Below are 23,045 nucleotides of genomic sequence, written 5' to 3'. Positions count from 1 at the left end.
TTATTTGACTTCGACTGTCTCCATGACGTGTTCATGGATGTCGTGTCCTTTCGTCACATGAACTTGGACGTTGTACGTACCGGTCTCCGGGAACGTATGCTCACCCGCATAGCTTCCGTTTTCCGTTTCCTCAAGCTTCACCCAATCGTGCTTATCCGCACCGTCTTTGAATACTTCAAGTTGAACGTCCGCACCTGTCAGCACCTCATGGTCAATTTCAACGTTGACGGTGAACGGGCTCGCTTCATTCGCCGTCACTTGCTTTGGATCGAGTGTGATATCGGCCCCGGCGTGTTGGTGATGGTCTGTTTCAGCCTCGGCTTCGGCTTCTGTTTCTGGATGACCGACCGTCACGTTCGCTGTCGGCATCGTATGCATCGCCCGCGCCGTCACGTGGACTTGGACCGTATAGACCGCTTCATCCGCAAACGTTGCTTCCGTCTCATAGACCCCGTCTTCTGTGAGCGAAGCTTTCATCATCTCGCTCTCTTCTTTGGCGCCGTTCTTCCACACTTCGAACTTGATCTCGTCCGCATCATCAACCCCTGCACCTTCTTGCGTGACGCGAACCGATAATGTGACCGCTTCATCTATTTCCGCTGTCGCCGGTACGTTCAATTCTGCTTCGACAGGTTCCATCGACTGCACCGTCTCCGTCGCATTGTCCGCCTCTTCTGTCCCGCATGCCCCAAGGACGAACAAACCGATTATTCCTGTCGTCATCCCGATTCGTTTCACTGTTTGTTTCATTATGAATCCCCCCTAGTTAATCGCTTACACGTTTCACACATTGTTCATGATATCATCCTTTTTCAGGAATTGTGTGAGGATTTTGTGATATTTACCACGTCTTCCGCTCATAAATTGAACACAAAATTTGAGAGTCATTATCCAAAAATTCCTTTGCCTATTTTTAGGATTATAACGTGTTTTGGAACAAAACGGGGTATATAAAATATATACACAGCTCAATATATGGAAAGCCTTGACACCAAGATACATACACCAAGAATGGAGGCGAAAGGAAAAATGAAGAGCAAATTTGTACGGTTATTGATGGCCTTGTTGATTCTGCTGGCACCGTTAGTCACCTATCCAAAATCAGCTGATGCCGCTGCTTCGAAGTTCATAACGAGCGTGAACACGACGAGTAAAGTCGTGGCGTTGACGTTCGATGACGGAGCGGATGGTGCGAATACGAACAAGATTTTGGACATACTTGCCAAGAACAACGTCAAAGCCACTTTCTTTTTGACTGGAACCGGCGCCAACCACCATCCTCAATACATTAAAAACATCGCAGCTAAAGGTCACCAAGTAGGTAACCACTCGTACAGCCACCCATACTTCACCCAGTTGACCGCCACTCAAATGAAGACCGAACTCGACCGTACCGAAGCAATCGTTAAGTCACTGACCGGCAAAACGACAAAACCGATCTTCCGGGCTCCGTTTGGCGCCGTGAACAGCGCCGTCTTGAGCGGTGTCGGCGCTGCCGGCTACGCTTATACGATCCAATGGAACATCGATACGATTGACTGGAAAGGACTCACTGCTAGCCAAATCAATACGAAAGTCCAAACGAACATCAAACCAGGATCGATCGTCCTCATGCACACCGGTGCTGGTGCGCCAGGCACACCGCTCGCCTTGCCGACGATGATCTCGCAACTGAAAGCAAAAGGCTACAAATTCGTGACAGTTTCCCAATTGCTCGCTTACCAATCTACTTCAACCTCTAAAACGTATACTGTCAAATCAGGCGACACGCTCTATAGCATCGCTCGGGCTTACAACGTCACAGTCGCTGCACTCGCTGCCGCCAACAAGATCACGAACTACAACTTGATCAGTGTCGGTCAAGTGCTCGTCATTCCAGGAACAAGCGTCACGCCACCCCCAACGACGACTGTCAAATATACGGTAAAAGCAGGCGATACACTCTACAAGATTGCGACACTGTACAAAACGACCGTCGCCAAAATCGCTGCTGCCAATAACATCACCAACATCAACCTGATCAGCGTCGGTCAAGTCCTGGTCATCCCAGGAACAACCGTCACTCCTCCGCCAGCGACGACCGTGAAGTATACCGTCAAGTCAGGCGACACTCTCTATAAGATTGCGACGACATATAATACGACCGTCGCCAAAATCGCTGCCGCCAACAACATCACGAACATCAATTTGATCAGCGTCGGTCAAGTGCTCACGATTCCACGCTGAGCAAGTGTAATGTATGAAACTTTTTTATCAAACGCCTCGTAAATGGAAATTAAGAATGATTCATCCATTCATTGAGGGGAGAAATTGAAATGGGACGAACGATGCTACGTCTTGGAATCGAAACAGTAATCGGAATCGGGTTATCTACCGTTATCTTCTTTACTGTGATTTGGCTAGGTTATTCCGATGCGCAAACGACCGGAGATCCAATCACATTCGCTAATATCGAAATTTTTCGAGTGACGAACGAGAACGAAATAGCGAATAACGAAAATATGACTTGGATTGGAATTGTGATCACGGGTGCTTGTATCGCATTGGTTGAGACGTATCGTTCTCTTCGAAAGAATCGGCATGCAAAAACAGCCGCATAAAAAAGATGTCCATCGGCCTCGATGGACATCTTTTTTATGCACCGAGACACTCATCGACCATGGCGACCGCAACATGCGGGTCGTTGACACCGTGGACGAGGACCCGACCATCTTTGAATAAGAGCATCCGGTGACCTCGCCACCGCCATTCTAACGTGAATGGCGTCTTTTTCATTGTGATGTCAGCGCGCTCAAGTTGGTTCGCGATCGGCTCAAGTCCTTCGATGGACCGACGAACTTGAACAACGTCACGTCCGCATAGAAGAGCCGTCTGTTGCCGGTTCGAGACGAGACTCGGATACTCGTTCTGTTGGCACGACGGACACGCCGCGTCGACAAGCCGTTCGACATCGAGTCGTTGCGACTGATTTTCCCATAAGTCCTCAATCAAAAGTCGACGTTCCAATTTCTCATGTCGCCCCGTCAAATATTTCAACGCCTCGACAGCTTGCCGGCTCGCGACGTGGTGGACGATTGGCGCCACGACTCCGGCTGTCGCACACGTCTGCCCAGCGAGCGGCAAGTGGCGCATGAGACAGCGGAGACAAGGTGCCTCACCCGGCAATACGGTATAGTTCATGCCATACGCCCCGACGCAAGAAGCGAACAAGAACGGAATGCCTCGCTCGAGCGCGAAATCGTTCAACAACAGACGTGTCTCGACGTTGTCCGTCGCGTCCAAGACGAGGTCGACGTGAGGCAAGGGACGAAGCCAGTCCCACGAGACGTCGGCGATGTGCGCGTCGATTTCAACGTCTCCGTTGATTGCTCGCAACCGCTCAAGCGCAGCGATTGCTTTCGGCGTCTCCGCTGTCGCGTCTTGTTCCGTATACAGCGTTTGCCGTTGCAGGTTCGTCACTTCCACATAATCCCGGTCGACGATGACGAGTCCGACACCGGCCCGAACGAGCTGATCGGTCACAGCCGCACCGAGCGCGCCGAGACCGACGACAAGTACGCGCTTTGTCATCAGTTCCGCTTGCCCGTCCGCACCGATTCCATGAAAACGGGCTTGCCGTGCATAACGTTCCGACGAGTGTGTCATCGGATATAGTCTCCTGACTTCCCGCCGTGCTTCTCAAGCAAGTAGGTCGGTCCAATGACGATGCCTTTATCGACGGCTTTCGTCATATCATAAACGGTCAACGCCGCAATCGTCGCGGCCGTCAATGCTTCCATCTCGACACCGGTATCGCCTTTTGTTTTGACGAATGATTCGATGATGAGATCGGTGCCATCCCATTCAAACGTCAAATCGATTTTCTTCAAGGCGAGCGGATGACACATCGGGATGATTCGGCTCGTCTCTTTGGCGGCCATGATTCCGGCTACTTGTGCCACAGCGAGGACGTCACCTTTCTCAAGCCCGCCGTTTGTGATGAGCTGTTTGAGCGAACTGCTCAATTCGACTGATGTCCGGGCGCGAGCAGTTCGCGTCGTTTCTTCTTTTCCTGATACGTCGACCATCCACGCTCGTCCCTGTCCATTCATATGCGTCAATTCCATCGTGTCACCCTCCACTCACCATCGGGATCACAGCGACCGTGTCGCCGGCCTCGACCACATACTCGTCAGTCTCATAGCGTTCGTTGACCGCGAACATGAGACGCTCTGCACCCGACACGCCCCTGTCCGACAATCCTTTGCGCAGGGAAGCGATTGTTTGCGGAGCGGGAACTGTATAAGATCGAACTGACAATTCTTCTGCCACGTGGGCAAAACATAATACTTTAATCATTTAAGCGTCACTCCTTCCGGGCGTCCAGGCTGCTGTTCTTTTTGATCTCCGATCCATTTCGTGCCATCCGTCCAGTGCTCCCGTTTCCAAATCGGGACAATTTCCTTAATTCGTTCGATTGCGTACCGATTCGCCTCGTAAGCGTCGGCGCGGTGGGCCGAGCTTGTCGCAATCACGACTGCTTCTTCCAAAATATCGAGCCGGCCAATTCGGTGATGAATCGCAGTTAAAGCGCCAGGCCAACGCTCATCGACTTCTTTCGCGATTTGTTCGAGCATTTTCTCGGCCATCGGCACGTAGGATTCGTACTCGAGCAGTTCGGTCTGTTTCGCTCCGGTCATCTCCCTTACCGTTCCGATAAACAGGACGACGGCCCCGACGTTTCGGTGCCGGACCGCTTCGTAGAGTGCCATCGGCTCGAGGGGACGTTCATTCACTTGATACCAGTTCATATGCCATCCACCCTTCCACCGAACTCATCAAGTGATTCCGGTCTTTCACGGAATCACCGATTGCGATCACATTCGTCAAGTTGACCGGTTGTTCAAAACCTTCTCGAACGAGTACCACTTTCGGATAGTTTTTCTGCTTGTAGCCTTCAATGAGCAGCACATCGACGTGCGCTTCATACCAATTCACGAGTAATTCAAACGTGTCGACGGCTTTCCACTCGATGAACGTCCCGTTCTCACTGATCACACTCGATAACACGGCTCCGGCTAGGGCGTGGCGATGCGAGTCAGTCATTGGCAGGTCGAGCGCCCCTCCATGTCCGTGGTGTTTGATCACCCCGACACGGAACCCCGTCGCCGACAACCGTTCTGTCAGCTCGGAAACGAACGATGTCTTTCCGCTATTTTGATAGCCGACCACTTGCAAGATCGTCAAAGTTGATCGATGATTCGACATCGTACCATGTCCCCTTTCTGAAATCCTCTCGTCCCGCCCGGTAGATGGATCAACGCGTTACATGACGCGAGTGAGGAGACGATACCCGACTTATCTTTTCCGCTCGGATGAACGACCGCGTGTCCGGTCGAATCAATCGTCACATGGGCACGTACGAACCGGTCGAACGGATTCGGTTTCGAAAAATCAACACCGAGTTCCGCCTGTACGACCGTACGCTCGGCTTGTCCATATAGCGTCTTCATATATGTCCCGACAAACAATTCCGTACCGACGAAGCAAGCGGACGGATTCCCGGATAACCCAAACAACAATCGGCCTTCGACGTTCGCGACCGTCGTGACGGACCCCGGGCGCATCCCGACTTTGTTGAACAATACAGACGCACCGAGTGCTTCGTAAACGTCCGGTAAGTAGTCAAAATCTCCGACCGACACTCCACCCGTCGTGACGATGGCGTCACTCGTGTGTAGCGCTTCTTCGATTGCATGTTTCGTCGCGGGAAACGTATCGGGAAGAATCCCGCCATATACCGTTCTCCCGCCGAGCTCCTCGATCTGAGCAAGAATCATATAGGCGTTGGAATTGTAAATTTGACCCTCAGCTTTTCTCTCCCCTGGTTCGGAGAGTTCATCCCCTGTCGCGAACACGGTAATCCACGGTTTTGTGAACACCTCGACCCGCTCGTAGCCGAACGTCGCGAGCAAGGCAATGATGCCGGGGTTGATACGGGTGCCACGATTCACGATATGAGCACCGGTCGCCACGTCTTCCCCACGATAGGAGATGTTTTTATCTCGGACAGGACGTTTGAACGTTACTCGTTGTTCATCCGCCTGAACGATTTCGAGCATGACGACCGCGTCTGCCCCGTCTGGGATTTTAGCACCCGTCATGATGCGGATGGCGTGACCGTCTAACAGCGGTGGGCCGACGTGCCCCGCTCCTTGCACGTATTGAACGGACAAGGTCACCGGCTCGTCACGGCTCGCTGACATCAAGTCGACAGCTCGGACGGCAAAACCGTCATACGGCGATTTATCAAAGGCTGGGACGTCATGCGTCGCGATGAGGTCCGTCGCGAGAATACGTCCATTCGCCTCATGCAGCATGACTGTCTCTATTGCGGGCTCACCCGTCGCTTCTCGGACGAGTGATATCGCTTCATCGATTGCGAGCGGTTTGCGAAACAACGTCGATACCTTCTCCATCAGTCCACTTCCTTCCGTAGCACCGCCGCATATTCGCTCGGTGTGTTCACATTTTTAAACCAATCCCGTTCATCAAACGTGACGATCGTCGCGGCTGCTACATGAGGCATGACCGCCCGCTCGCCTCGTCTTAACGCGTCTTCAAATCGTGGTAACATCGACCGCGGATACAAGGCGATGAGCGGATGCAGTCTGTCGTCCGCAACAGCGACAACCGGGCGACCATCTCGTTCTAAGGCGAGCCGCTCATATACTTCTGAAGGAAGCAGTGGCGTGTCACACGCACAGACAGCGTACCAGTCGTCAGGCTTTTGACGCATCACGGTGACGATGCCGGCGAGCGGTCCCATGCCTCGCCATTCGAAAGTATCTTCAAGCTGATAATCGTCGGTCACCATGCCAGCTGGTACGACGCTCCATTGTGCTGTCGTCGTCGAGACGAGCGTCTGCCTGGCTCGTTCTTCAAACGAGGCGCCTTGATAACGGGCCTGCCATTTCGGAGATCCGAACCGGCGCGACCGGCCCCCTGCCAAGACGATTCCAATCATCGCGTCGCTTCCCAGACGATGTGCGAAAGTTCAGGTAAAATCAATCGTGTCATCGCCAAATCGACGGCTCCGCGTGAACCTGGCATCGAGAAAATGATGGTATTTCCAATGCGTCCAGCCAAGGCCCGTGACAACATCGCAGCCGGACCGATGTCTTCCGTGAAGCTGACATGACGGAACAACTCACCAAAGCCGACCATTTCGCGGTCGAGCAGCGGCCGGATCGTTTCAATCGTGACGTCACGTTTTGTAATACCCGTACCGCCGGTCGTCAAGATGACGTCCATGTTTTCGTCGACCATTCGTTTGACGGCCGCTTCGATTTCTGTCGCATCGTCTTTTGTGATCTCACGATATGTGACCGTGTGCGCGTTCTCTTTTAATAACGTGCAAATATGTTCGCCAGACACGTCCGTATCGAGCGTGCGTGTATCTGAAATCGTTAAAATGGCTGCCTTTACGCTCTTCATGTTTTGATGTGCGTGATTGTGTGCTTGCATGTCTCTATCCTCCGATATAACTCATTTCAATACGATTGCGTGTCCGATTCCCTGTCCGTGTTCGCTCTTCTGAATAACGGTCGTCGCGTACTTCCCACACCATCTTCAGTGTCATGGCGATGAGGTCATCGCTCGCCCCGCTGCGGAGCAGTTCACGAATATCAGTCCCGTCTTCAGCGAAAAGACACGTATACCATTTACCGTCACTCGACAGGCGGCCTCGCGTACACGTCCCGCAGAACGGTTGACTGACCGATGAGATGAAACCGACTTGCGCTCCATCGGTGTAACGGTAACGTTGTGCGACTTCTCCTAGTGATTCAGGTGCAAGTGGTTCGAGTAATCCATTTCGTTGTTTCAACACCTCGAGAATCGATTCAGAAGAAACGACATGCTCGACGTTCCACTCGTTCGCCGTGCCGACGTCCATGAATTCGATGTATCGGAGCGTGATGTTTCGCTCTTTGAAATAAGCGGCCATCGGCGCGACTTCGTGATCGTTCCATCCTTTTCGGACGACCATATTCACTTTCACTTCAAGACCTTGCCGTTTCGCCTCATCAATGCCACGGAGGACTGCCTCCGGTGACGTGCCCCGACCGTTCATCATCCCGAACGTCTCGGGCGACAAGGCATCAAGACTGACGTTAACCCGGTCGAGCCCGGCTTGTTTCAATACTTTAGCCATTCGCTCCAAGTAGACGCCGTTCGTCGTCAAACCGATCGTCTCGATTGTCGTGACGGTGCGGAGGCGGCGAATCAACTCATCAAGATTTGGCCTGAGCAGCGGTTCGCCCCCAGTCAAACGAATTTTTCTCACACCATGTGGCGCAACGATGCGAACGAACCGCTCGATTTCGTCAAACGACAACAGCTCATCTCGTTTTAAGAATTGATGGTGGCGGAACGCCTCTTCCGGCATACAATAGCGGCAACGGAAGTTACATTTATCAATGACCGAGATGCGTAAATCTTCTAACGGTCGTCTCCGTCGATCAGTCCATGGTGTCATCATGATTCATCCTCTCTGTCAATCAACGACAGAAGGGACTATCAAAGTCCCTTCCTCGGTTGTCAGCGAATCGGTTTTTCAGCCCCGCTTCGCAAGTAGTAGTAAATCGTGGTCGCGATCGAAATCGCATAAAGTCCGAGCATGACGAACAGCGCACCGTTGAATGAGCCGACGAGTTCAAGCGACCAACCGAACATCTTCGGAATGAAGAACGCTCCATATGCCGCGAACGCTGCCGAGAACCCGACAACGGCTGGTGTTTTCGTCGCCACGAACACGTGGGGGATCATCGCGAACGTCGCACCTGAGTTGAGGCCGGTCGCAATGAACAAGACGACGAACGACAAGAAGAACATCGTCAAGTTGTTGTTCGTGATGGCCATGATGACCGATATCGTCCCGAGCGCCATGATACCGAACACGACGAGCGTCACCTTGGCCGCTCCGACCTTATCGCTAATCCAGCCTCCAAACGGGCGCGAAGATGCGCCAAGGAACGCTCCTAGAAACGCAAGCGCCATCAAATCCGATTCAGGGAATTTCAACTTCAAAATCATCGGGAATGCTGCCGCATAGCCGATGAACGAGCCGAATGCAGCGGTATAGAGCAACGTTTGAATCCAAAAATGCTTTTCTTTGAATACACTCGCCTGATCACGGAGCGACTGGCGTGCGGTCGGTAAATTATCCATAAACCAATACGCACAGAGAGCCAACACAATCGTCGGGACGACCCAGAGGAGCGCGGCGTTTTGTAGCCAAATCTGTTGACCGGTCTCCGTCACAAGCGCGTTCCCACCGATGAACCCGAAAATACTTGTCGTAATGACGAGCGGAGTGATCAATTGAACGAGCGAGACACCCAAGTTTCCGATACCTCCGTTAATGCCAAGCGCCGTTCCTTTTTTCGCTTTCGGATAAAACGCACCGATGTTAGCGTTTGAAGAAGAGAAATTCCCACCTCCGAGGCCACAGAGGGCGGCTAAAATCATGAATACCCAATAAGGTGTGTTCACGTTTTGGACAGCGTAAGCGATGCCGAGAAGCGGCAACAATAGCACCGACGTCGAGAAGATCGTCCAGTTCCTTCCGCCGAATATACTGTTCGCAAACGTATAGAAAAAGCGCAACGTCGCCCCGACGAGTCCAGGTAGTGCGGCCAATGTGAACAACTGACCTTGTGTAAAGCTAAACCCGATTGAATTCAATTGAACGGCCGCGACCGACCACATCTGCCAGACGATAAACGCGAGTGTCAATGCCGGGACGGAGACGAGCAAGTTCCGATTGGCGACTTGTTTTCCCGTCCCTTCCCAAAACCCTGCATCCTCTGGCGTCCACTCGGCGAGCGCGTGCGATCCTTTGTCTAATTGTTGCATTGTCTATTCCTCCTCTTAACGGTTCAATTCGTACCCTAATCCCATCCTATCGACCCCCCTATAAAAAAAGTGTGCCTTCTTTCACACTTATTTCGCATTTTGATAGTTTTAATTGCCCTGTCATCAATCTGTGACAATATCTTCTTCTTTTTGTTTCTGTGACATTGAACACAGAAAATCCCTCCCCGATTCCTTACGATAAGGAATAGAGGAGGGATGAAGATGTCACATCTGATTCAAATTCAATGCACACCAGAGGTTCGACTGGCGCTGCAACCATATTTCTATAGTCAAGACGATGCCCACGTGTTTCGTGTCTTCGGCACGTCGATTGCCGAAGCTACGTTTACAGAGGACGGGATCGAGCTGACGTTTCCACTCGAAAGCCCGATGGAAGAGCTAGAGGCACTTCACAACTTGCTCGTTCGAATCGATACCCACCACGACGTAACGATTGAGGATTCAAAAGCTGTCATTGGCTATTTAAGAGACGGGACGACGGTAACCGTCTACCGCCAGTTCAACCGCTGGCTAGACTTTTTAGCAGCCGCCCGTGTCCGTTCGATGGAAGGCGTCGTCGTTGAGGTCCGCGCAAACGGCGTCAAACTTGCCGAAGGTGTACTCCGGTCTTACGAACTGGTTGAAGACGGTGCGTTTTATGTATCGGCCTGCACAATCGAGGCCGACGGATTAGAACATTTCGAAGGCGAGCTAGCGCTTGCCGCCGTCATGTGATCAATCGATGACACAGACCGAGACGGGACAGTCTTCACAATGGTTGAGTAGCTTTAACCGTGCTAGGTCATGGATGATGATTTGACGAGACGGCAACGAGATGACGCCGTCTTGCGCGAGCTCGTTCAACATACGGTTCACGCGTTCACGCGATGTGCCGCAATAGTTGGCGAGCTCTTGGTTTTTGAGTTTCAAATCGATGAGAATTCCATCTTCCACTTCAACCCCATAACTGTTCGCCATCCGAATGAGCGTCGAGTAGAGCGCTCCCTTTTTCCCGTTCAATACTAAGTCTCGGAATTTTGTATGTTGTTTCCGCATATGTTCATTGATCATAATCATGAACTCGCGAACAAACTCAGGATTTGACGATAAAATCATCGTTTCAATCCGGTCAATTTTGACGGCATAAATTTCGCTATCCTCTAACGCTTTCGCGTTGAATAAATATCTTGGTTCGATCGCGAATAGCGTCAATTCTCCGCAACAAGCCTCCGCACTCAAACAACGTAACGTCAACTCTTTCCCGTTCTCGGTCAATTTCGAGATTTGGATCAGTCCGCTTTTTACAATATAAAATTCAGACGCATCCTCCTGCTCCCGAAACAAGAAACCATTTTTTGGAACATGGATGATCCGATGGGCCAATTTTTTCGTTTCATCGAGCACCATCGTTTTACTAGAGTGAGTCATTTCCACCGACCTTCCTAAAAAAAACCTGTGCAATTTAGAAGCTTGACTTCATTTTAAACACAAATACCTTTGAAACGCAATCAACATTTGGAAGCGCTTCAAAGGGCAGGTTATTATTTATCACTATATTCAATTTTCTTCCAATATCGATATAACAATATAATCAAGCCGACATTTATAATGGCGATGCTCATGAATAGACGCATCGAGGCGTGGTCATACACCATATAGCTTTCGATTGTATATTGAAATAGAACCATATTCGTTGCCAATAAAATGACAAGACCGATTAAACTCCATACTTTAGGCCCCATGATGAATCTCTCTTCCGACCGCAAAGATCTTCCCGTTCTCGATCTCAAGCAAGATTTTAGGAAGTTCTCGCTGTGGCGGTCCTGACTGCGGTTGACCGTCGACGCTAAAATAACCGCGGTGGCATGGACATAAGAGCACGTCTTCTTCTTCCACATAGAACACCGGACACTGTAAATGCGTACATTTATTATTATAGGCGACAAATTCGCCGGTTTTCAAATGGACGAGAAGTGACGGTTCCGTGCCCGGATATTCGAATTCAAGCGATTTTCCCTGTTCGAGCGCCTCGACCGTCGTGATGAACTGACGGTCGGTTCTCGGCTCGCTGCGGACGAAAGTTGCGATATTGAACGGGATTGTCGCGAGACCGAGCGCGATGCCGGCACCGAACGTCGACTTGATGAAGGCGCGGCGATTCAATTTCACATCGTCAGCTCGGCTCAAGTTATCAACGAGTCCGGATAAGCGTTCCCGGTCTTTTGGTTCTTTTGACATAAGTCATCTTCCTTTCTTCCTCAGTCGGAATAGACGCCAAAGAATTCAGGGACGTAATTCCACTTATCGTCTTGGGATGGTTTTTTCCCTTCAATCATGTTCATTTGCACGCGCTGGCGGCGCAATTGCATCATCTCGTCATGATCGATGAAGCGAATCGCATCCGACGGACAAACAGACGCACACATCGGCGCGATATCATGTTTTGAGCGGTCATAGCACATGTCACACTTGTACATCTTGTTCTTCTCAAAATCGAACTTCGGAATCCCGAACGGGCAGGCGAACGTACAGTTGCGGCAGCCGATACATTTTTCTTCCGAAGCGGACAACACGACGCCTTCTGGCGTGATTTGAATCGCATTGGCCGGGCAGACCTGGGCACAGGCCGGATTTTTACATTGCATGCAGATCATCGGGAACGTCTGACGGCTCTCCGAGAAATCGATGTAGTCAACGTAGTTCCGCTCGAGCCCATCGTGGTCCCCGCATTCCCGACAAGCAGCTTGACAGGCCCGACAGCCGATACAGCGTTCAAATTCTAAATACATGACCTTATTCATTTTGTAGGAACCTCCTCATCCATGATGTGACAGCTCGTCGCAATCGCATGGTCCGCCATGAACGGCACGCTCGAACCGAGTGGAACCGTCAACGGGTTAACGTGCAGCGGGGTGTTAGCCGGCAATTTTTTCATTTTAACCGCACATACTTTGAATTCGGGCATGCGTGACATCGGGTCAAGGCACGGATTCGTCAATTGGTTGATCGCGAGCTCTTTGCCCCAGTGGTAAGGGACGAAGACCGTGTCTTTTCGAATCGCTTTTGTTAAACGTGCTTCGACGATCATGGAGCCGCGGCGTGTCTTCAATTCGACTTTGTCTCCCGTTTGAAGACCATAGCTTGATGCGAGCTCAGGATGAATCTCAACGAACGGCAGTTTTGACATCGTGCTCAAGAAATCGATGCGTCGTGTCTGGTTCCCCGTAAGGTAGTGGAAGACGACCCGACCTGTCGTGAGCGTGACCGGATATTCTTCATTCGCGTATTCTCCCGCCGGACGATACGTGACGACCGGTAGATTCGCCTTCCCGTTCGCCGTCCCAAAGCGCTCTTTGAACATCGTCGGTGTACCAGGATGATCTTCGGACGGACACGGCCAGAACACGCCGTATTCGTTGTCGATCCGATCCCACGTGATACCGGAATAATCAGCCGGTCCGCCTTTCGTGGCGATCCGGAACTCTTCCCAAATCTCAAGCGGTGTTTCGTACGGGAAGTATTGTCCACGGCCCATTCGTTCCGCGATTCGTTTCATGATTTCCCAATCTGGGAGCGACTCTCCGAGCGGTTCACGGACTTTTCGAATCCGAATCACTCGTCCTTCTAAATTCGTTGTCGTCCCTTCATCTTCCGCCCAAGAACAAGCAGGCAACACGACGTCCGCGAACTCACAAGATTCGGACATGAAGAAGTCACTGACGACGAAGAAGTCAAGCTTGTTGAAACTGTCCCAGACGTATGGAAGGTTCGGTGCCGACACGGCCGGGTTCGAGCACATGAGATGCATCGCTCGGATCGTCCCAGCTTGAATTTCATCAAACATCTCGAACGCGGAAACGCCTGGTTTCGGCATTTCGGAAGGATCGATGCCCCAGACCCCACTCACATATTCGACCGCTTTCGGGTCGGTCAGTTTGCGGTATCCTGGCAACAAGTCGGCTTTTTGTCCGTGCTCGCGCCCACCTTGTCCGTTGCCTTGTCCGGTCATCGTCGCAACGCCAGAGGCGAATTTCCCGATCATGCCACGCAGAAGTGCCATCGATGTGTAGAGCGATACGTTGTCGACCCCTTTTGACTGTTGCTCGACACCACGAGCGAACAACATGACTGATCGTGGGCTCTTCCCGTAAATATGACCAGCTTTTTCAATTTTTTCGATCGCGACCCCAGTCACTTCGCTCGTTCGTTCGAGCGACCAGTCTCGGACGGACGCCTTCAACTCTTCGTAGTTATCGCAGCGTTCGTCTACGTAAGCTTGATCGACGTAGTCGTGTTCGACGAGGAAGTTGAGCAACCCCATCGCGAGCGCCGCATCCGTTCCCGGTTTCAAATCGAGGTGGACGTCGGCCACGCGTGCCATCGGAATCTCGCGTGGGTCGGCCACGATGATCTTGGCCCCTTTATCTTTTGCTTTCCAAATATGTTGCGTCGTCGTCGGATGACATTCGGCGATGTTCGAACCGGCGACGAAGAACGTGTCGACGTGTTCAAACTCGGTCCACGGCAGCGTCGCCCCGCGGTCGATCCCGAGCGTCTTCAAGAACCCACCGGCAGCCGACGACATACAGAAGCGTCCGTTATAGTCGATGAACCGCGTCCCGAGCGCGACGCGAGCATACTTCCCGACGAGGTAACACTTCTCGTTCGTCATCGAGACACCACCGAAGACGGAAACCGCATCTTTTCCATGCTCCCGTTGGATCCGTTTGAAGTTCTCTTCAATCACGTCGAGCGCTTCTTCCCATGTCGCTTGTTCGAACTTTCCGTTCCGTTTGATGAGCGGTGTCAAAATGCGGTCTGGGTGCTCGATCGTCTGATAGGCAGTGACCCCTTTCGGACAAAGCTTTCCTTTGTTGACCGGAAAATCATAGCGGGGTTCAACCCCTTTTACGGCCCCAGTCTTCTCATCGACGCGAATGTGCATACCGCACTGCATCCCGCAGTAGCAACAATGGGTCGTAATCAATTTCTCGCCCGGTTTGATTAAATTTTGTACTTCTGGCGACGTTAAAAAGTCACTCATCGTCTTCCCCTCCATAGAACGTTTCCGCTCTTCGTTTTGAAAATCCACTGACGTGATAGCCGTTGATCGTTTGAAGCGGATAATGCATTCCGTCACTTCCAGACCGTCCTAACGCCGAATCGAGACGGGCCCGACGACGACAGGAATGACAGAGATCTTGGACCGTGTGTGCTTCGTCTACTTTCACGAGTTGGTCCGACCCTTCGAGCAATTGTTTCACTTGTTCGATCTCTTCATGCGTACCCATCGGTTCTCCGCATTTAACGCACAGGTGTCTCATCTTTCGTCTCCTTTGGGCGCCCGAATCCCGGCATCGACATGCCCGTGTTCGTATCGACCGGGTGTGTCGGCAACTGACCGTTCATTAAATTCAACTGCATCTTCACGCGCATCGAACGGCGACACGGTTGGCAATAGTCAGACAGTTGTGTCCCATCCCGCAAACCGAGTTGGATCGTCTGCGCTTTTAGAATCGCCTGGACGTCCTCGACTTGATTGTCCGTCGCATAGCGTGTGCCACATCCGGCACAGACGCGTGTCTCGTCCGCTTCGACTTCCCGATAGTTCATCGGTACACTAGCAGCCATCGGGCGGACCGGTAAGTGAAACAGCTTGCCGAACGGGAAGTAACATAAAAAGATGATGACCGTCAATTGATGGAACAAGGCGAGCTCATGATGGATAAATCCACCGAAGAACACGTACGAAACAGTTAATAACAAACCCGATACAGTGACGATCAGCAACATGAGGAGCGGCAAGATATCAAACTCGAACCGCTGTGTCACTTTTACGTCTTGATCGTTGATGCGGCGATAAAGCGCCATGAGCACCCCGACTAAAAGCATGAGCGCGGTGATGTTCAAGCCGTTATAGACCATCTCGGCGAACAGCCCGTGAGCGGCCATCTTGATCGTCGGAATATTAAAGACGACGATTTGATACGTCTCGATGTCGATCAAATCAAAACGCATCCATTGGAACGTCAAACCGAACGTGATGGCGAACGATCCGAGGCATCCCCAAGCGATTAACATATGCTGGGTCCAGCGGTACCATCCACGCTCCCAAATAAATTTCTGCAAGACGATGTTGTTGACCGTCGTCGCGGCGATCGCTTTACTGGCACGCTTCTTTTCTGATTTCATCTGTTTGAGACTTCGCTTCAACACTTGCGAGGTGGCCGGCCGGGCAAAGAATAACGTCAACCGGACGACCATCCCGATCATACAGATGACGGCCGCAATGTAATAACCAAACAACGCCATATCCACATGCTCAAATCCTGCCGAGGCAACCCACGTCGAGAGCACCAAAACGGTAAATCCTACGAACGACCACTTCGCGGCGGTCGAATAAAAATGACGATCAGTCATATGTGTTCCCCCTTCTCTTTCCGAACGACTTCATAGTTTCATCATAAAGATGACATCTAGACTTAACTGTTACTTTTTTCACAGATAAGCGATTCGAGACGTGACAGAATAATGAACGAAGGAGGCGCACGCTATGAAATCTTCTATTAAAATATTTTTGTTTCTGACCATCACGGCCATGCTCGTCGTCTTTTCCATCGGTTTCGTCTTCGCCAACCGGGCGACGACCGAACCGGACGTCGAAGGCTATGTGATCGAAGTGAATGAATCTGACCGCACCGCCCTCATCATCAGCGGCATCAGTGCGGACGAGGCAAAACTAACCGCTGATGCGTTGTTCGCACGAGCCGACCCTGAAAACGTGAGCTGGTTCAAATTTCAAGTGAAGGCAACGTTCGAACAGATTGAGGTCGGCGACCACGTTCACATTTGGAAAAAGACCGGTCCGAGCATTCTCAACACTCCGAACCGATCTTATGTGAAAAAAGTCGACGTGCTCGACTAATATTGACGCTTTCCGTAACGTTCGCTCAGCCACAAGACTAAAAACGCCAGGCCGACCAACCATCCGCTCCAAATGAGCGCTTGGGTCATGTCCCCGTTTAACGTGGCCATATAAATCGCCGTGGCGAGCGTCATCGTCTCGCCCGGAATATTCCCAGCAATCATCATCGTGATACCAAATTCCCCGATCGAACGGGCAAATCCGAGGACGAATCCGCTCGTCAAAGCGGGTAAAAGAAGCGGAATCGTGACATACGTGAACAATTGACGTTCCGTTCCACCGAGCACGCGACCGGCCTCGTACCATTCCGCATCCAACTGTTTTAACCCGAGCCGAATCGTCTGGTAGACGAGCGGGAAAGCCGCCAAGGCAGAGGCGATGATGTTCGCTTGTTTCGTGAACAAGATGGTAACCGGCAACAGTCCCCCAATCCCGTTGTTGCCAAGAACGATCAACGCGTATAAACCAATCACGGTCGGCGGCAAGATGAGCGGCAATAAAAATAGCGTCTCGAGCAACCATTTCCCTTTAAACTGGCGATGATGCATGAGATAGGCGGCCCAGAACGCGAGGACGAAGGCAAGCATCGTCGCGATAAACCCGACTTCGAAAGTAAGTTGCAGTGGGGACTGCGTCATTTAGAAAACCCCTTTGCTAAAAAAATCGCTTGAATATCGTCATCGAATAAACGCTCATATACGTCACGCACATATGGACCATGCGTCAAACGGACAGCCGGATAGGAGATGATGCCGGTCGCTTCAAGCGAGACGGCTTGAATCGCTGCGACACCTTCTGTCAGCTCTGTTTTATACACGAATCCCCCATTCGCATCCCCTTGCTCGACGAGCGTAAGCACTTGTCTCACGTTTTGGGCAAAGATAATCCGAGATTTCACCTGTCCCCATACTTCCGCTTCATCCAACGCCGTTTTCGCATAACGGCCTGCCGGAACGTTCACCGGGTCTCCAATGACGATTCGGGCGCACAACTCCAATTCCTGCCACTCACTCGTGCAACTTTTTCCCTTTGGGGTCACAAACCACAACTCGTTTTTCAAGAACGCATCCCGGTCTAACACGGGCACCTGCAACTTGTCGACATCCTCCTCACTAGCGGCTAAAAAGATGTCAGCCGGAGACCCGTGATTGATTTGGGATCGCAAGGCGCCACTCCCGTTCGTGACGACGCGAATGTCGACGTCGCCGAGTTCGGCCTCAAGTTGTCGTTCCACTTGCTCTAGAACTGGTCCTAAACTCGCCGCCGCTAAAATCGTCACGGTCTCGTCATGGGTGCCAGAAGGACTTGACCAGATTTGACTCAATAACAGGACGACCGCTACCCCGACGATGACTCCACTCACCCGCTTCATGATTGATCACTCCTTTGCTTCTCCTTTATCGTAGCGATTGACTCGCGTTCCTTCTGTATCAAATGTCACAAAAATACACCTCCACGTGATGGAGGTGTAAATTGTATCTGTCAGACAAGCGTACGTGCACGCGGGAACAAAATATTGTTCTCAAGGTGAATGTGTTCGAACGTATCTGATTCGAGTGCCTCTAGACGTTGGTAGACGAGTCGATACGTCCCACACGCACCTTCAGGCGGCGTATAGTCGTTCGTAATGTGACGAAGTTCTTTCAAAATGTCACCGGCCGCTGCATGTTCCGACTCGAGCGCTTCTAAAATGGTCATAATCTCACGTTCCGTCTCAGCCGTCGGTGCCGACTCATGTCGAAGCAACATCGGGAAGTCTTCCATCTCTTCTTTGACGATATGCTGTTCAAGTTCCACTTTCAATTGATTGAACAACTGATGGATGCGTCCAAGGTGTGGATGGTTTTGTCCATGCACGCGGAATACTTTGGTCACATATGGTGTGAGCTGTGGCAATTCATCCGTCAAAAATTGGTGATGCTTATAAATAATATGCTCAATCAATTCCGAAGACGAAGCTGCATCCCAATCGATGCTCGTTTCGTTCATCTCCTGTTTGCGTCGATAGAGCGCGTTGACTTCTTCTAAAATATCTTCCGTCGATCGTTTCGACTTGTCCGTCGCTTCAGCGAGCGGTCGATTGCCGCCGCAACAAAAATCGATTCGATTCCGTTTAAAAATGTCTGCTGCTTGCGGGCATTGCTTGACGATTTCAGATACGTGCGTGCCGCTCGTGAATGTTTGTGTCATCTGTCATAACCTCCATGTTCGTTTTGACATGTTCAGCGTAGCAAGCGTTCAACTTTAAAAATGTGAAATATGTCACATTTAAGCAACTAAAATCGCCTCGTTCCATATTTAGACACACAAAAAAAGCCCCTTTTTCAAGGGGCGTTCGTCAATGTGATGGCGTTTCAAACTGTTCCGCCTCGGTCGATCCAGCGAGCGCGGTCGTCGACGACTGTCCGCTCGAGATGACGAGTGAGACTTCATCGAAGTAGCCGGTGCCGACTTCACGCTGATGGCGCGTCGCCGTGTAGCCGTGTTGTTCGGCCGCAAATTCGGCTTGTTGTAACTCAGAATATGCTGCCATCCCACGATCTTTATAGCCGCGGGCGAGCTCGAACATGCCGAAGTTGAGCGAATGGAACCCGGCGAGTGTGACGAATTGGAACTTGTAGCCCATCGCCCCAATCTCTTGTTGGAACGTCGCGATCTCGTCGTCAGACAGCTTCTTCTTCCAGTTGAACGAAGGCGAACAGTTGTAGGCGAGCATTTTTCCAGGATACTTCGCATGGATCGCGTCCGCGAACTGGCGTGCTTCTTGCAAGTCCGGTTCCGACGTCTCGCACCAGACGAGATCGGCGTAAGGCGCATAGGCGAGACCGCGGGCGATCGCCTGCTCGATGCCGGCCTCGGTCCGGTAGAAGCCTTCCGGCGTCCGGTCGCCGACGATGAACGGATGGTCAATCGGGTCGATGTCACTTGTGATCAAGTTGGCCGCATGCGCGTCCGTCCGGGCGACGATGATCGTCGATACGCCCATGACGTCTGCTGCTAGGCGCGCCGCGATCAAGTTTTTCACAGCCGTTTGCGTCGGGAGCAATACTTTACCGCCGAGGTGACCACACTTTTTCTCCGAAGACAGCTGGTCTTCTAAGTGGACACCGGCCGCACCAGACTCGATCATCGCTTTCGTCAGCTCGAAGACGTTGAGCACACCGCCGAACCCAGCTTCCATATCGGCGACGATCGGCGCGAACCAGTGCGTATCCCCTTTCCCTTCCGCCGTTTGAATCTGATCGGCCCGTTGCAGCGCCTGATTGATTCGCTTGACGACGCTCGGTACCGAGTTGGCCGGGTACAGGCTTTGGTCCGGATACATATGCCCTGATAAGTTCGCATCAGCGGCGACTTGCCAGCCGCTTAAGTAGATGGCCTCAAGCCCCGCCTTCACTTGTTGGATCGCCTGATTTCCGGTGAGCGCCCCGAGCGCGTGGACATAATCCCGTTTGTGGAGCAGGTCCCACAGACGTTCCGACCCTTTCGTCGCGAGCGTATGTTCGATCAAGACCGATCCACGAAGCTTCATGACGTCGTCGACTCCGTACGGACGCTCGACCCCGTCAAACCGTTCCGACTGAAAAACCTTCTCGAGTTGCATGCGTTGTTCATTCATTGTTATTCCTCCTGTATTATATTAGTTTTATTTTAATTAAATTGTTATATAACAGACGTTACAAACTTAATCCAAGTAGGCGCAGCATTCGAGTGCCGACTTGAACGTCGAATGTTCCATCCCACAACTGCGGCAGACGTTTTCCTCGTCCCGCTCTTCTGGTTTGCGGAATACGACGACTTCCTCGACCGGTTCTTTCATGATTTGGAGCGAACCGTCCGTCCGATCGAGCACGAGGCGCATCAAGTCGTTGCCATATACGAATGCGGTATTGGCGAGCGTCGCTGTCGACTCTCCAGAGACGATGCGGCGGACGACCCAACGTTCGATTAACTGTTCGCTTTCGATTTTTTTCGTTGTCATGATGATGCTCCTCCTTTTAAGTTCAATTCAAGTGTCGACTGTGTCAAAAACTGACGGCGGCGGCGATGCAAGATCGGTTCCGTGTACCCGCTTGGCGAATCCGTTCCTTGGAACACTAAGTCTTTTGCTGCTTGATACGCGATCGAGTCGGTCACGTCCGGCGTCATTGGCCGGTAGTTCGGGTCGGCCGCGTTCTGCTTGTCGACGACTTCAGCCATCCGGTACATCGTCGCTTCGACTTGCTCACTCGTACAGACACCGTGATAGAGCCAGTTGGCCACGTGTTGGCTCGAGATGCGGAGCGTCGCCCGGTCCTCCATCAACCCGATATGGTGGATGTCCGGCACTTTCGAGCAGCCGACACCTTGCTCGACCCAGCGGACGACATAACCGAGCAGCCCTTGCAGGTTGTTCTCGAGTTCCTCCCTCACTTCATCGTCTGTATAGACGCGTGTCGCGAGCGGAATCTCGAGCAGGCGTTTCCGTTCGCTGTCGATATCGAACGATCGTTGCACCAACTCCCGTTGGACACGGAACGCATCCACTTGATGGTAATGGAGCGCGTGGAGCGTCGCGGCCGTCGGCGACGGGACCCAGGCGGTCGTCGCGCCGGACTCAGCATGGGCGACTTTCTCCCGCATCATGTCGCGCATCTTATCAGGCATCGCCCACATCCCTTTGCCGATTTGGGCTTGTTGATAGAAGTCGGCCGCGAGTCCGGTCAAGACGTTCAAGCGTTCGTAGGCATCGAGCCAAGCCGACGTCTTCATCTCGCCTTTCTTGCGCATCGGCCCGAACGTGAGCGACGTATGGATCTCGTCACCGGTCCGGTCAAGAAAACCGGTGTTGATGAAGACGATCCGCCCCTTCACGCGTTCGATGCAGTTTTTCAAGTTGAGCGACGTCCGTCTCTCCTCGTCCATCACACCGACTTTGAGCGTATGGCGCGGCAAGTCGAGCACGTCTTCGATCGCGTCGAACAAGTCGTTCGTGAACGTGACTTCCTTTGAACCGTGCATTTTCGGTTTGACGATGTAGATCGACCGTTCCCGCGAGTTCCGTTTTGAGTCGAGGTGACGGCTCGCGATCAGTGACGTGAAGATGCCGTCGAGGATTCCTTCCGGTACTTCCCTTCCTTGATTGTCGAGCATCAAATCTGTCGTCATCAAGTGACCGACGTTCCGAATGAACAGTAAGGAACGTCCCGGCAGCACGACGTCTCGTCCGTTTCTGCCTGTGTAGCGGCGGTCTTCATTCAGCTGGCGCTTAAGGGGCTTGCCGCCTTTCGTGAACGTCGCTTCGAGCGTGCCGTCCATCAGCCCGAGCCAGTTTTTGTACAGGTGGACCTTGTCCCGAGCGTTGACGGCTGCGACCGAGTCCTCACAGTCGACGATGGCCGATAAGGCAGACTCGAGTTCGATATCGGTGAGCCCTGCCCCATCCGTGCGGCCGATCGGATGGTTCCGGTCAAATTTCAGTTCGGCATGGAGGCCGTTATGGACGAGCACTAAGCTCGTCGGACTATCCGGATTCCCGACGTAACCGACGAAACAGTCATTGCTGAACGGGACGTCTTGTCCGTTGATGATGACGTATGGTTCATCGGCGCGAACCGCGTATCCTTCCGCGTCCCGGTGCGAACCCGTTAGAAGCGGGAACGTGTCGTCGAGGTATTGTTTGGCGTAAGCGATGACCGCTTTACCCCGGACCGGATTGTAGCCGGCCGACTTCGTTTTTCCGTCCGCTTCATCGATGACGTCCGTTCCATACAGCGCGTCATAAAGACTTCCCCAGCGTGCGTTCGCCGCGTTCAGTGCATAGCGTGCATTGTCGAGCGGGACGACGAGCTGTGGTCCGGCTTGCTGTGTGATCTCCGAATCGACACCTGAGACGTCGATACTAAAATCAGGGACGACCGGTTCGATGTAGCCGATCGATTGGAGGAAGCGTTCGTAGCTGACAAGGTCAAAGTCTTGTTTCTGTTCGCTGTACCACTTCTGTAACAGTCGCTCAAACGACTCCCGTTCGTGAAGCAACGCCTCATTTCGAGGAATGAACTCGTCTAGTATGCGCTCGACTCCTTGCCAAAACTGATGCCCCGTCTCTGCTCCTGGCAATACATGAGCCGAGACGAAGTCGAGGAGCTCCCGATGTACGCGATAAGTACCTACTTGTTTATACTGTTCCAAGCCTTCACATCCTCCCGTAGTTGTTGTTATATATCAGTTGACTTTAATATAG

27 protein-coding genes are annotated in these 23,045 nt (G+C 52.1%); 4 read left to right on the top strand and 23 right to left on the bottom strand.

Annotation, left to right across the window (positions count from 1 at the left end; genetic code table 11):
• Positions 1-750 (bottom strand): FixH family protein, encoded by a 750-nt coding sequence (locus EVJ23_RS10400; RefSeq protein WP_131465884.1) that lies wholly within the window; start codon positions 748-750, stop codon positions 1-3.
• A gap of 279 nt (positions 751-1,029) precedes the next feature.
• Here EVJ23_RS10400 and EVJ23_RS10395 point away from each other — a divergent pair, with 279 nt between their 5' ends.
• Entirely contained in the window at positions 1,030-2,226 is a 1,197-nt protein-coding gene (locus tag EVJ23_RS10395) for a LysM peptidoglycan-binding domain-containing protein (RefSeq protein WP_071398801.1), read from the top strand.
• 89 nt (positions 2,227-2,315) lie between these two features.
• Complete coding sequence (locus tag EVJ23_RS10390; RefSeq protein ID WP_131465882.1) at positions 2,316-2,600, top strand: LlsX family protein; 285 nt, start codon at positions 2,316-2,318, stop codon at positions 2,598-2,600.
• Between the two features lie 34 nt (positions 2,601-2,634).
• On the opposite strand, the gene EVJ23_RS10385 is transcribed toward EVJ23_RS10390, so the two are convergent.
• From EVJ23_RS10385 to EVJ23_RS10340, 10 genes are read right to left on the bottom strand one after another with little or no spacing between them, the layout of a single operon-like run.
• Positions 2,635-3,645, bottom strand: coding sequence for a ThiF family adenylyltransferase (locus EVJ23_RS10385; protein WP_131465879.1), 1,011 nt, complete (start codon positions 3,643-3,645; stop codon positions 2,635-2,637).
• On the bottom strand, positions 3,642-4,106 hold the full coding sequence (gene moaC / locus EVJ23_RS10380; protein ID WP_131441220.1) for a cyclic pyranopterin monophosphate synthase MoaC: 465 nt from the start codon (positions 4,104-4,106) through the stop codon (positions 3,642-3,644). The genes EVJ23_RS10385 and moaC overlap by 4 nt, the downstream gene beginning before the upstream one ends.
• 4 nt (positions 4,107-4,110) lie before the next feature.
• Positions 4,111-4,338: a MoaD/ThiS family protein gene (locus EVJ23_RS10375; RefSeq protein ID WP_035385838.1), complete on the bottom strand. Its 228-nt coding sequence runs from the start codon at positions 4,336-4,338 to the stop codon at positions 4,111-4,113.
• Positions 4,335-4,790, bottom strand: coding sequence for a molybdenum cofactor biosynthesis protein MoaE (locus tag EVJ23_RS10370; protein WP_131465877.1), 456 nt, complete (start codon positions 4,788-4,790; stop codon positions 4,335-4,337). The genes EVJ23_RS10375 and EVJ23_RS10370 overlap by 4 nt, the downstream gene beginning before the upstream one ends.
• Positions 4,768-5,247 carry a molybdopterin-guanine dinucleotide biosynthesis protein B gene (mobB, locus tag EVJ23_RS10365; protein WP_201739235.1) on the bottom strand — a complete coding sequence of 160 codons (480 nt, stop codon included), beginning with the start codon at positions 5,245-5,247 and terminating at the stop codon, positions 4,768-4,770. The genes EVJ23_RS10370 and mobB overlap by 23 nt, the downstream gene beginning before the upstream one ends.
• Positions 5,223-6,458 carry a molybdopterin molybdotransferase MoeA gene (locus EVJ23_RS10360; protein WP_131465875.1) on the bottom strand — a complete coding sequence of 412 codons (1,236 nt, stop codon included), beginning with the start codon at positions 6,456-6,458 and terminating at the stop codon, positions 5,223-5,225. Before EVJ23_RS10360 ends, mobB begins: the two co-directional genes overlap by 25 nt.
• Positions 6,458-7,006, bottom strand: coding sequence for a molybdenum cofactor guanylyltransferase (locus EVJ23_RS10355; protein ID WP_131465873.1), 549 nt, complete (start codon positions 7,004-7,006; stop codon positions 6,458-6,460). Before EVJ23_RS10355 ends, EVJ23_RS10360 begins: the two co-directional genes overlap by 1 nt.
• Entirely contained in the window at positions 7,003-7,506 is a 504-nt protein-coding gene (locus EVJ23_RS10350; protein WP_070328105.1) for a MogA/MoaB family molybdenum cofactor biosynthesis protein, read from the bottom strand. Before EVJ23_RS10350 ends, EVJ23_RS10355 begins: the two co-directional genes overlap by 4 nt.
• 4 nt (positions 7,507-7,510) lie before the next feature.
• Positions 7,511-8,521, bottom strand: a complete 1,011-nt coding sequence (gene moaA, locus EVJ23_RS10345; RefSeq protein WP_016507982.1) for a GTP 3',8-cyclase MoaA — start codon at positions 8,519-8,521, stop codon at positions 7,511-7,513.
• A gap of 59 nt (positions 8,522-8,580) precedes the next feature.
• Positions 8,581-9,897 (bottom strand): MFS transporter, encoded by a 1,317-nt coding sequence (locus tag EVJ23_RS10340; protein ID WP_131441227.1) that lies wholly within the window; start codon positions 9,895-9,897, stop codon positions 8,581-8,583.
• A gap of 222 nt (positions 9,898-10,119) precedes the next feature.
• Here EVJ23_RS10340 and EVJ23_RS10335 point away from each other — a divergent pair, with 222 nt between their 5' ends.
• Positions 10,120-10,632: a hypothetical protein gene (locus EVJ23_RS10335; protein WP_236633756.1), complete on the top strand. Its 513-nt coding sequence runs from the start codon at positions 10,120-10,122 to the stop codon at positions 10,630-10,632.
• Here EVJ23_RS10335 and EVJ23_RS10330 read toward each other — a convergent pair whose 3' ends face one another.
• From EVJ23_RS10330 to EVJ23_RS10300, 6 genes are all read right to left on the bottom strand, one after another.
• Positions 10,633-11,325, bottom strand: a complete 693-nt coding sequence (locus tag EVJ23_RS10330) for a Crp/Fnr family transcriptional regulator (protein WP_070328101.1) — start codon at positions 11,323-11,325, stop codon at positions 10,633-10,635. It lies immediately after the preceding gene.
• Positions 11,326-11,628: 303 nt separating this feature from the next.
• Complete coding sequence (locus EVJ23_RS10320; protein ID WP_070328099.1) at positions 11,629-12,135, bottom strand: QcrA and Rieske domain-containing protein; 507 nt, start codon at positions 12,133-12,135, stop codon at positions 11,629-11,631.
• 20 nt (positions 12,136-12,155) lie between these two features.
• A complete protein-coding gene (locus EVJ23_RS10315; RefSeq protein WP_070328098.1) occupies positions 12,156-12,698 on the bottom strand; it encodes a 4Fe-4S dicluster domain-containing protein in 543 nt (180 codons plus the stop codon).
• Positions 12,695-14,941 carry a molybdopterin oxidoreductase family protein gene (locus EVJ23_RS10310; protein ID WP_070328097.1) on the bottom strand — a complete coding sequence of 749 codons (2,247 nt, stop codon included), beginning with the start codon at positions 14,939-14,941 and terminating at the stop codon, positions 12,695-12,697. The genes EVJ23_RS10315 and EVJ23_RS10310 overlap by 4 nt, the downstream gene beginning before the upstream one ends.
• A complete protein-coding gene (locus EVJ23_RS10305; protein WP_131441229.1) occupies positions 14,934-15,188 on the bottom strand; it encodes a hypothetical protein in 255 nt (84 codons plus the stop codon). Before EVJ23_RS10305 ends, EVJ23_RS10310 begins: the two co-directional genes overlap by 8 nt.
• 13 nt (positions 15,189-15,201) lie before the next feature.
• Positions 15,202-16,317 (bottom strand): MFS transporter, encoded by a 1,116-nt coding sequence (locus tag EVJ23_RS10300; RefSeq protein WP_131465865.1) that lies wholly within the window; start codon positions 16,315-16,317, stop codon positions 15,202-15,204.
• 133 nt (positions 16,318-16,450) lie between these two features.
• On the opposite strand from EVJ23_RS10300, the gene EVJ23_RS10295 reads away from it, so the two are divergent.
• Positions 16,451-16,822, top strand: a complete 372-nt coding sequence (locus EVJ23_RS10295; protein WP_131465863.1) for a DUF3221 domain-containing protein — start codon at positions 16,451-16,453, stop codon at positions 16,820-16,822.
• Here the strand turns inward: EVJ23_RS10295 and modB are convergent.
• From modB to EVJ23_RS10265, 6 genes are all read right to left on the bottom strand, one after another.
• On the bottom strand, positions 16,819-17,460 hold the full coding sequence (modB, locus tag EVJ23_RS10290) for a molybdate ABC transporter permease subunit (protein ID WP_131465861.1): 642 nt from the start codon (positions 17,458-17,460) through the stop codon (positions 16,819-16,821). The two genes, EVJ23_RS10295 and modB, sit on opposite strands and share 4 nt — an antisense overlap.
• Positions 17,457-18,194 (bottom strand): molybdate ABC transporter substrate-binding protein, encoded by a 738-nt coding sequence (modA, locus tag EVJ23_RS10285; RefSeq protein ID WP_131465859.1) that lies wholly within the window; start codon positions 18,192-18,194, stop codon positions 17,457-17,459. Before modA ends, modB begins: the two co-directional genes overlap by 4 nt.
• Before the next feature lie 110 nt (positions 18,195-18,304).
• On the bottom strand, positions 18,305-19,012 hold the full coding sequence (gene ric / locus EVJ23_RS10280; protein ID WP_131465857.1) for an iron-sulfur cluster repair di-iron protein: 708 nt from the start codon (positions 19,010-19,012) through the stop codon (positions 18,305-18,307).
• Between the two features lie 148 nt (positions 19,013-19,160).
• On the bottom strand, positions 19,161-20,441 hold the full coding sequence (gene aceA / locus EVJ23_RS10275; RefSeq protein WP_070328090.1) for an isocitrate lyase: 1,281 nt from the start codon (positions 20,439-20,441) through the stop codon (positions 19,161-19,163).
• Between the two features lie 66 nt (positions 20,442-20,507).
• Positions 20,508-20,804, bottom strand: coding sequence for a hypothetical protein (locus EVJ23_RS10270; RefSeq protein ID WP_070328089.1), 297 nt, complete (start codon positions 20,802-20,804; stop codon positions 20,508-20,510).
• Positions 20,801-22,993, bottom strand: coding sequence for a malate synthase G (locus EVJ23_RS10265; protein ID WP_131465856.1), 2,193 nt, complete (start codon positions 22,991-22,993; stop codon positions 20,801-20,803). The genes EVJ23_RS10270 and EVJ23_RS10265 overlap by 4 nt, the downstream gene beginning before the upstream one ends.
• Positions 22,994-23,045 lie beyond the last annotated feature (52 nt).

The organism is Exiguobacterium sp. SH1S1 (assembly GCF_004337245.1).
Classification (GTDB): domain Bacteria; phylum Bacillota; class Bacilli; order Exiguobacteriales; family Exiguobacteriaceae; genus Exiguobacterium; species Exiguobacterium aurantiacum_A.
The sequence above is the reverse complement of the archived record's forward strand: the minus strand, read 5'-3'. Positions and strand labels throughout refer to the sequence as shown.

Excerpts from the sequence above, each read along its gene's own strand:
- EVJ23_RS10295 (WP_131465863.1), top strand. The coding sequence starts at position 16,451 with ATGAAATCTTCTATTAAAATATTTTTGTTTCTGACCATCACGGCCATG.
- EVJ23_RS10330 (WP_070328101.1), bottom strand. The coding sequence starts at position 11,325 with ATGACTCACTCTAGTAAAACGATGGTGCTCGATGAAACGAAAAAATTG.
- EVJ23_RS10270 (WP_070328089.1), bottom strand. The coding sequence starts at position 20,804 with ATGACAACGAAAAAAATCGAAAGCGAACAGTTAATCGAACGTTGGGTC.
- EVJ23_RS10400 (WP_131465884.1), bottom strand. The coding sequence starts at position 750 with ATGAAACAAACAGTGAAACGAATCGGGATGACGACAGGAATAATCGGT.
- EVJ23_RS10335 (WP_236633756.1), top strand. The coding sequence starts at position 10,120 with ATGTCACATCTGATTCAAATTCAATGCACACCAGAGGTTCGACTGGCG.
- EVJ23_RS10315 (WP_070328098.1), bottom strand. The coding sequence starts at position 12,698 with ATGAATAAGGTCATGTATTTAGAATTTGAACGCTGTATCGGCTGTCGG.
- EVJ23_RS10375 (WP_035385838.1), bottom strand. The coding sequence starts at position 4,338 with ATGATTAAAGTATTATGTTTTGCCCACGTGGCAGAAGAATTGTCAGTT.
- moaC (WP_131441220.1), bottom strand. The coding sequence starts at position 4,106 with ATGGAATTGACGCATATGAATGGACAGGGACGAGCGTGGATGGTCGAC.
- EVJ23_RS10320 (WP_070328099.1), bottom strand. The coding sequence starts at position 12,135 with ATGTCAAAAGAACCAAAAGACCGGGAACGCTTATCCGGACTCGTTGAT.
- EVJ23_RS10395 (WP_071398801.1), top strand. The coding sequence starts at position 1,030 with ATGAAGAGCAAATTTGTACGGTTATTGATGGCCTTGTTGATTCTGCTG.
- EVJ23_RS10340 (WP_131441227.1), bottom strand. The coding sequence starts at position 9,897 with ATGCAACAATTAGACAAAGGATCGCACGCGCTCGCCGAGTGGACGCCA.
- EVJ23_RS10355 (WP_131465873.1), bottom strand. The coding sequence starts at position 7,006 with ATGATTGGAATCGTCTTGGCAGGGGGCCGGTCGCGCCGGTTCGGATCT.
- moaA (WP_016507982.1), bottom strand. The coding sequence starts at position 8,521 with ATGATGACACCATGGACTGATCGACGGAGACGACCGTTAGAAGATTTA.
- EVJ23_RS10360 (WP_131465875.1), bottom strand. The coding sequence starts at position 6,458 with ATGGAGAAGGTATCGACGTTGTTTCGCAAACCGCTCGCAATCGATGAA.
- EVJ23_RS10385 (WP_131465879.1), bottom strand. The coding sequence starts at position 3,645 with ATGACACACTCGTCGGAACGTTATGCACGGCAAGCCCGTTTTCATGGA.
- ric (WP_131465857.1), bottom strand. The coding sequence starts at position 19,012 with ATGACACAAACATTCACGAGCGGCACGCACGTATCTGAAATCGTCAAG.
- EVJ23_RS10305 (WP_131441229.1), bottom strand. The coding sequence starts at position 15,188 with ATGGGTACGCATGAAGAGATCGAACAAGTGAAACAATTGCTCGAAGGG.
- EVJ23_RS10300 (WP_131465865.1), bottom strand. The coding sequence starts at position 16,317 with ATGACTGATCGTCATTTTTATTCGACCGCCGCGAAGTGGTCGTTCGTA.
- EVJ23_RS10310 (WP_070328097.1), bottom strand. The coding sequence starts at position 14,941 with ATGAGTGACTTTTTAACGTCGCCAGAAGTACAAAATTTAATCAAACCG.
- modB (WP_131465861.1), bottom strand. The coding sequence starts at position 17,460 with ATGACGCAGTCCCCACTGCAACTTACTTTCGAAGTCGGGTTTATCGCG.
- EVJ23_RS10370 (WP_131465877.1), bottom strand. The coding sequence starts at position 4,790 with ATGAACTGGTATCAAGTGAATGAACGTCCCCTCGAGCCGATGGCACTC.
- EVJ23_RS10350 (WP_070328105.1), bottom strand. The coding sequence starts at position 7,506 with ATGCAAGCACACAATCACGCACATCAAAACATGAAGAGCGTAAAGGCA.
- mobB (WP_201739235.1), bottom strand. The coding sequence starts at position 5,247 with ATGTCGAATCATCGATCAACTTTGACGATCTTGCAAGTGGTCGGCTAT.
- EVJ23_RS10390 (WP_131465882.1), top strand. The coding sequence starts at position 2,316 with ATGGGACGAACGATGCTACGTCTTGGAATCGAAACAGTAATCGGAATC.
- aceA (WP_070328090.1), bottom strand. The coding sequence starts at position 20,441 with ATGAATGAACAACGCATGCAACTCGAGAAGGTTTTTCAGTCGGAACGG.
- modA (WP_131465859.1), bottom strand. The coding sequence starts at position 18,194 with ATGAAGCGGGTGAGTGGAGTCATCGTCGGGGTAGCGGTCGTCCTGTTA.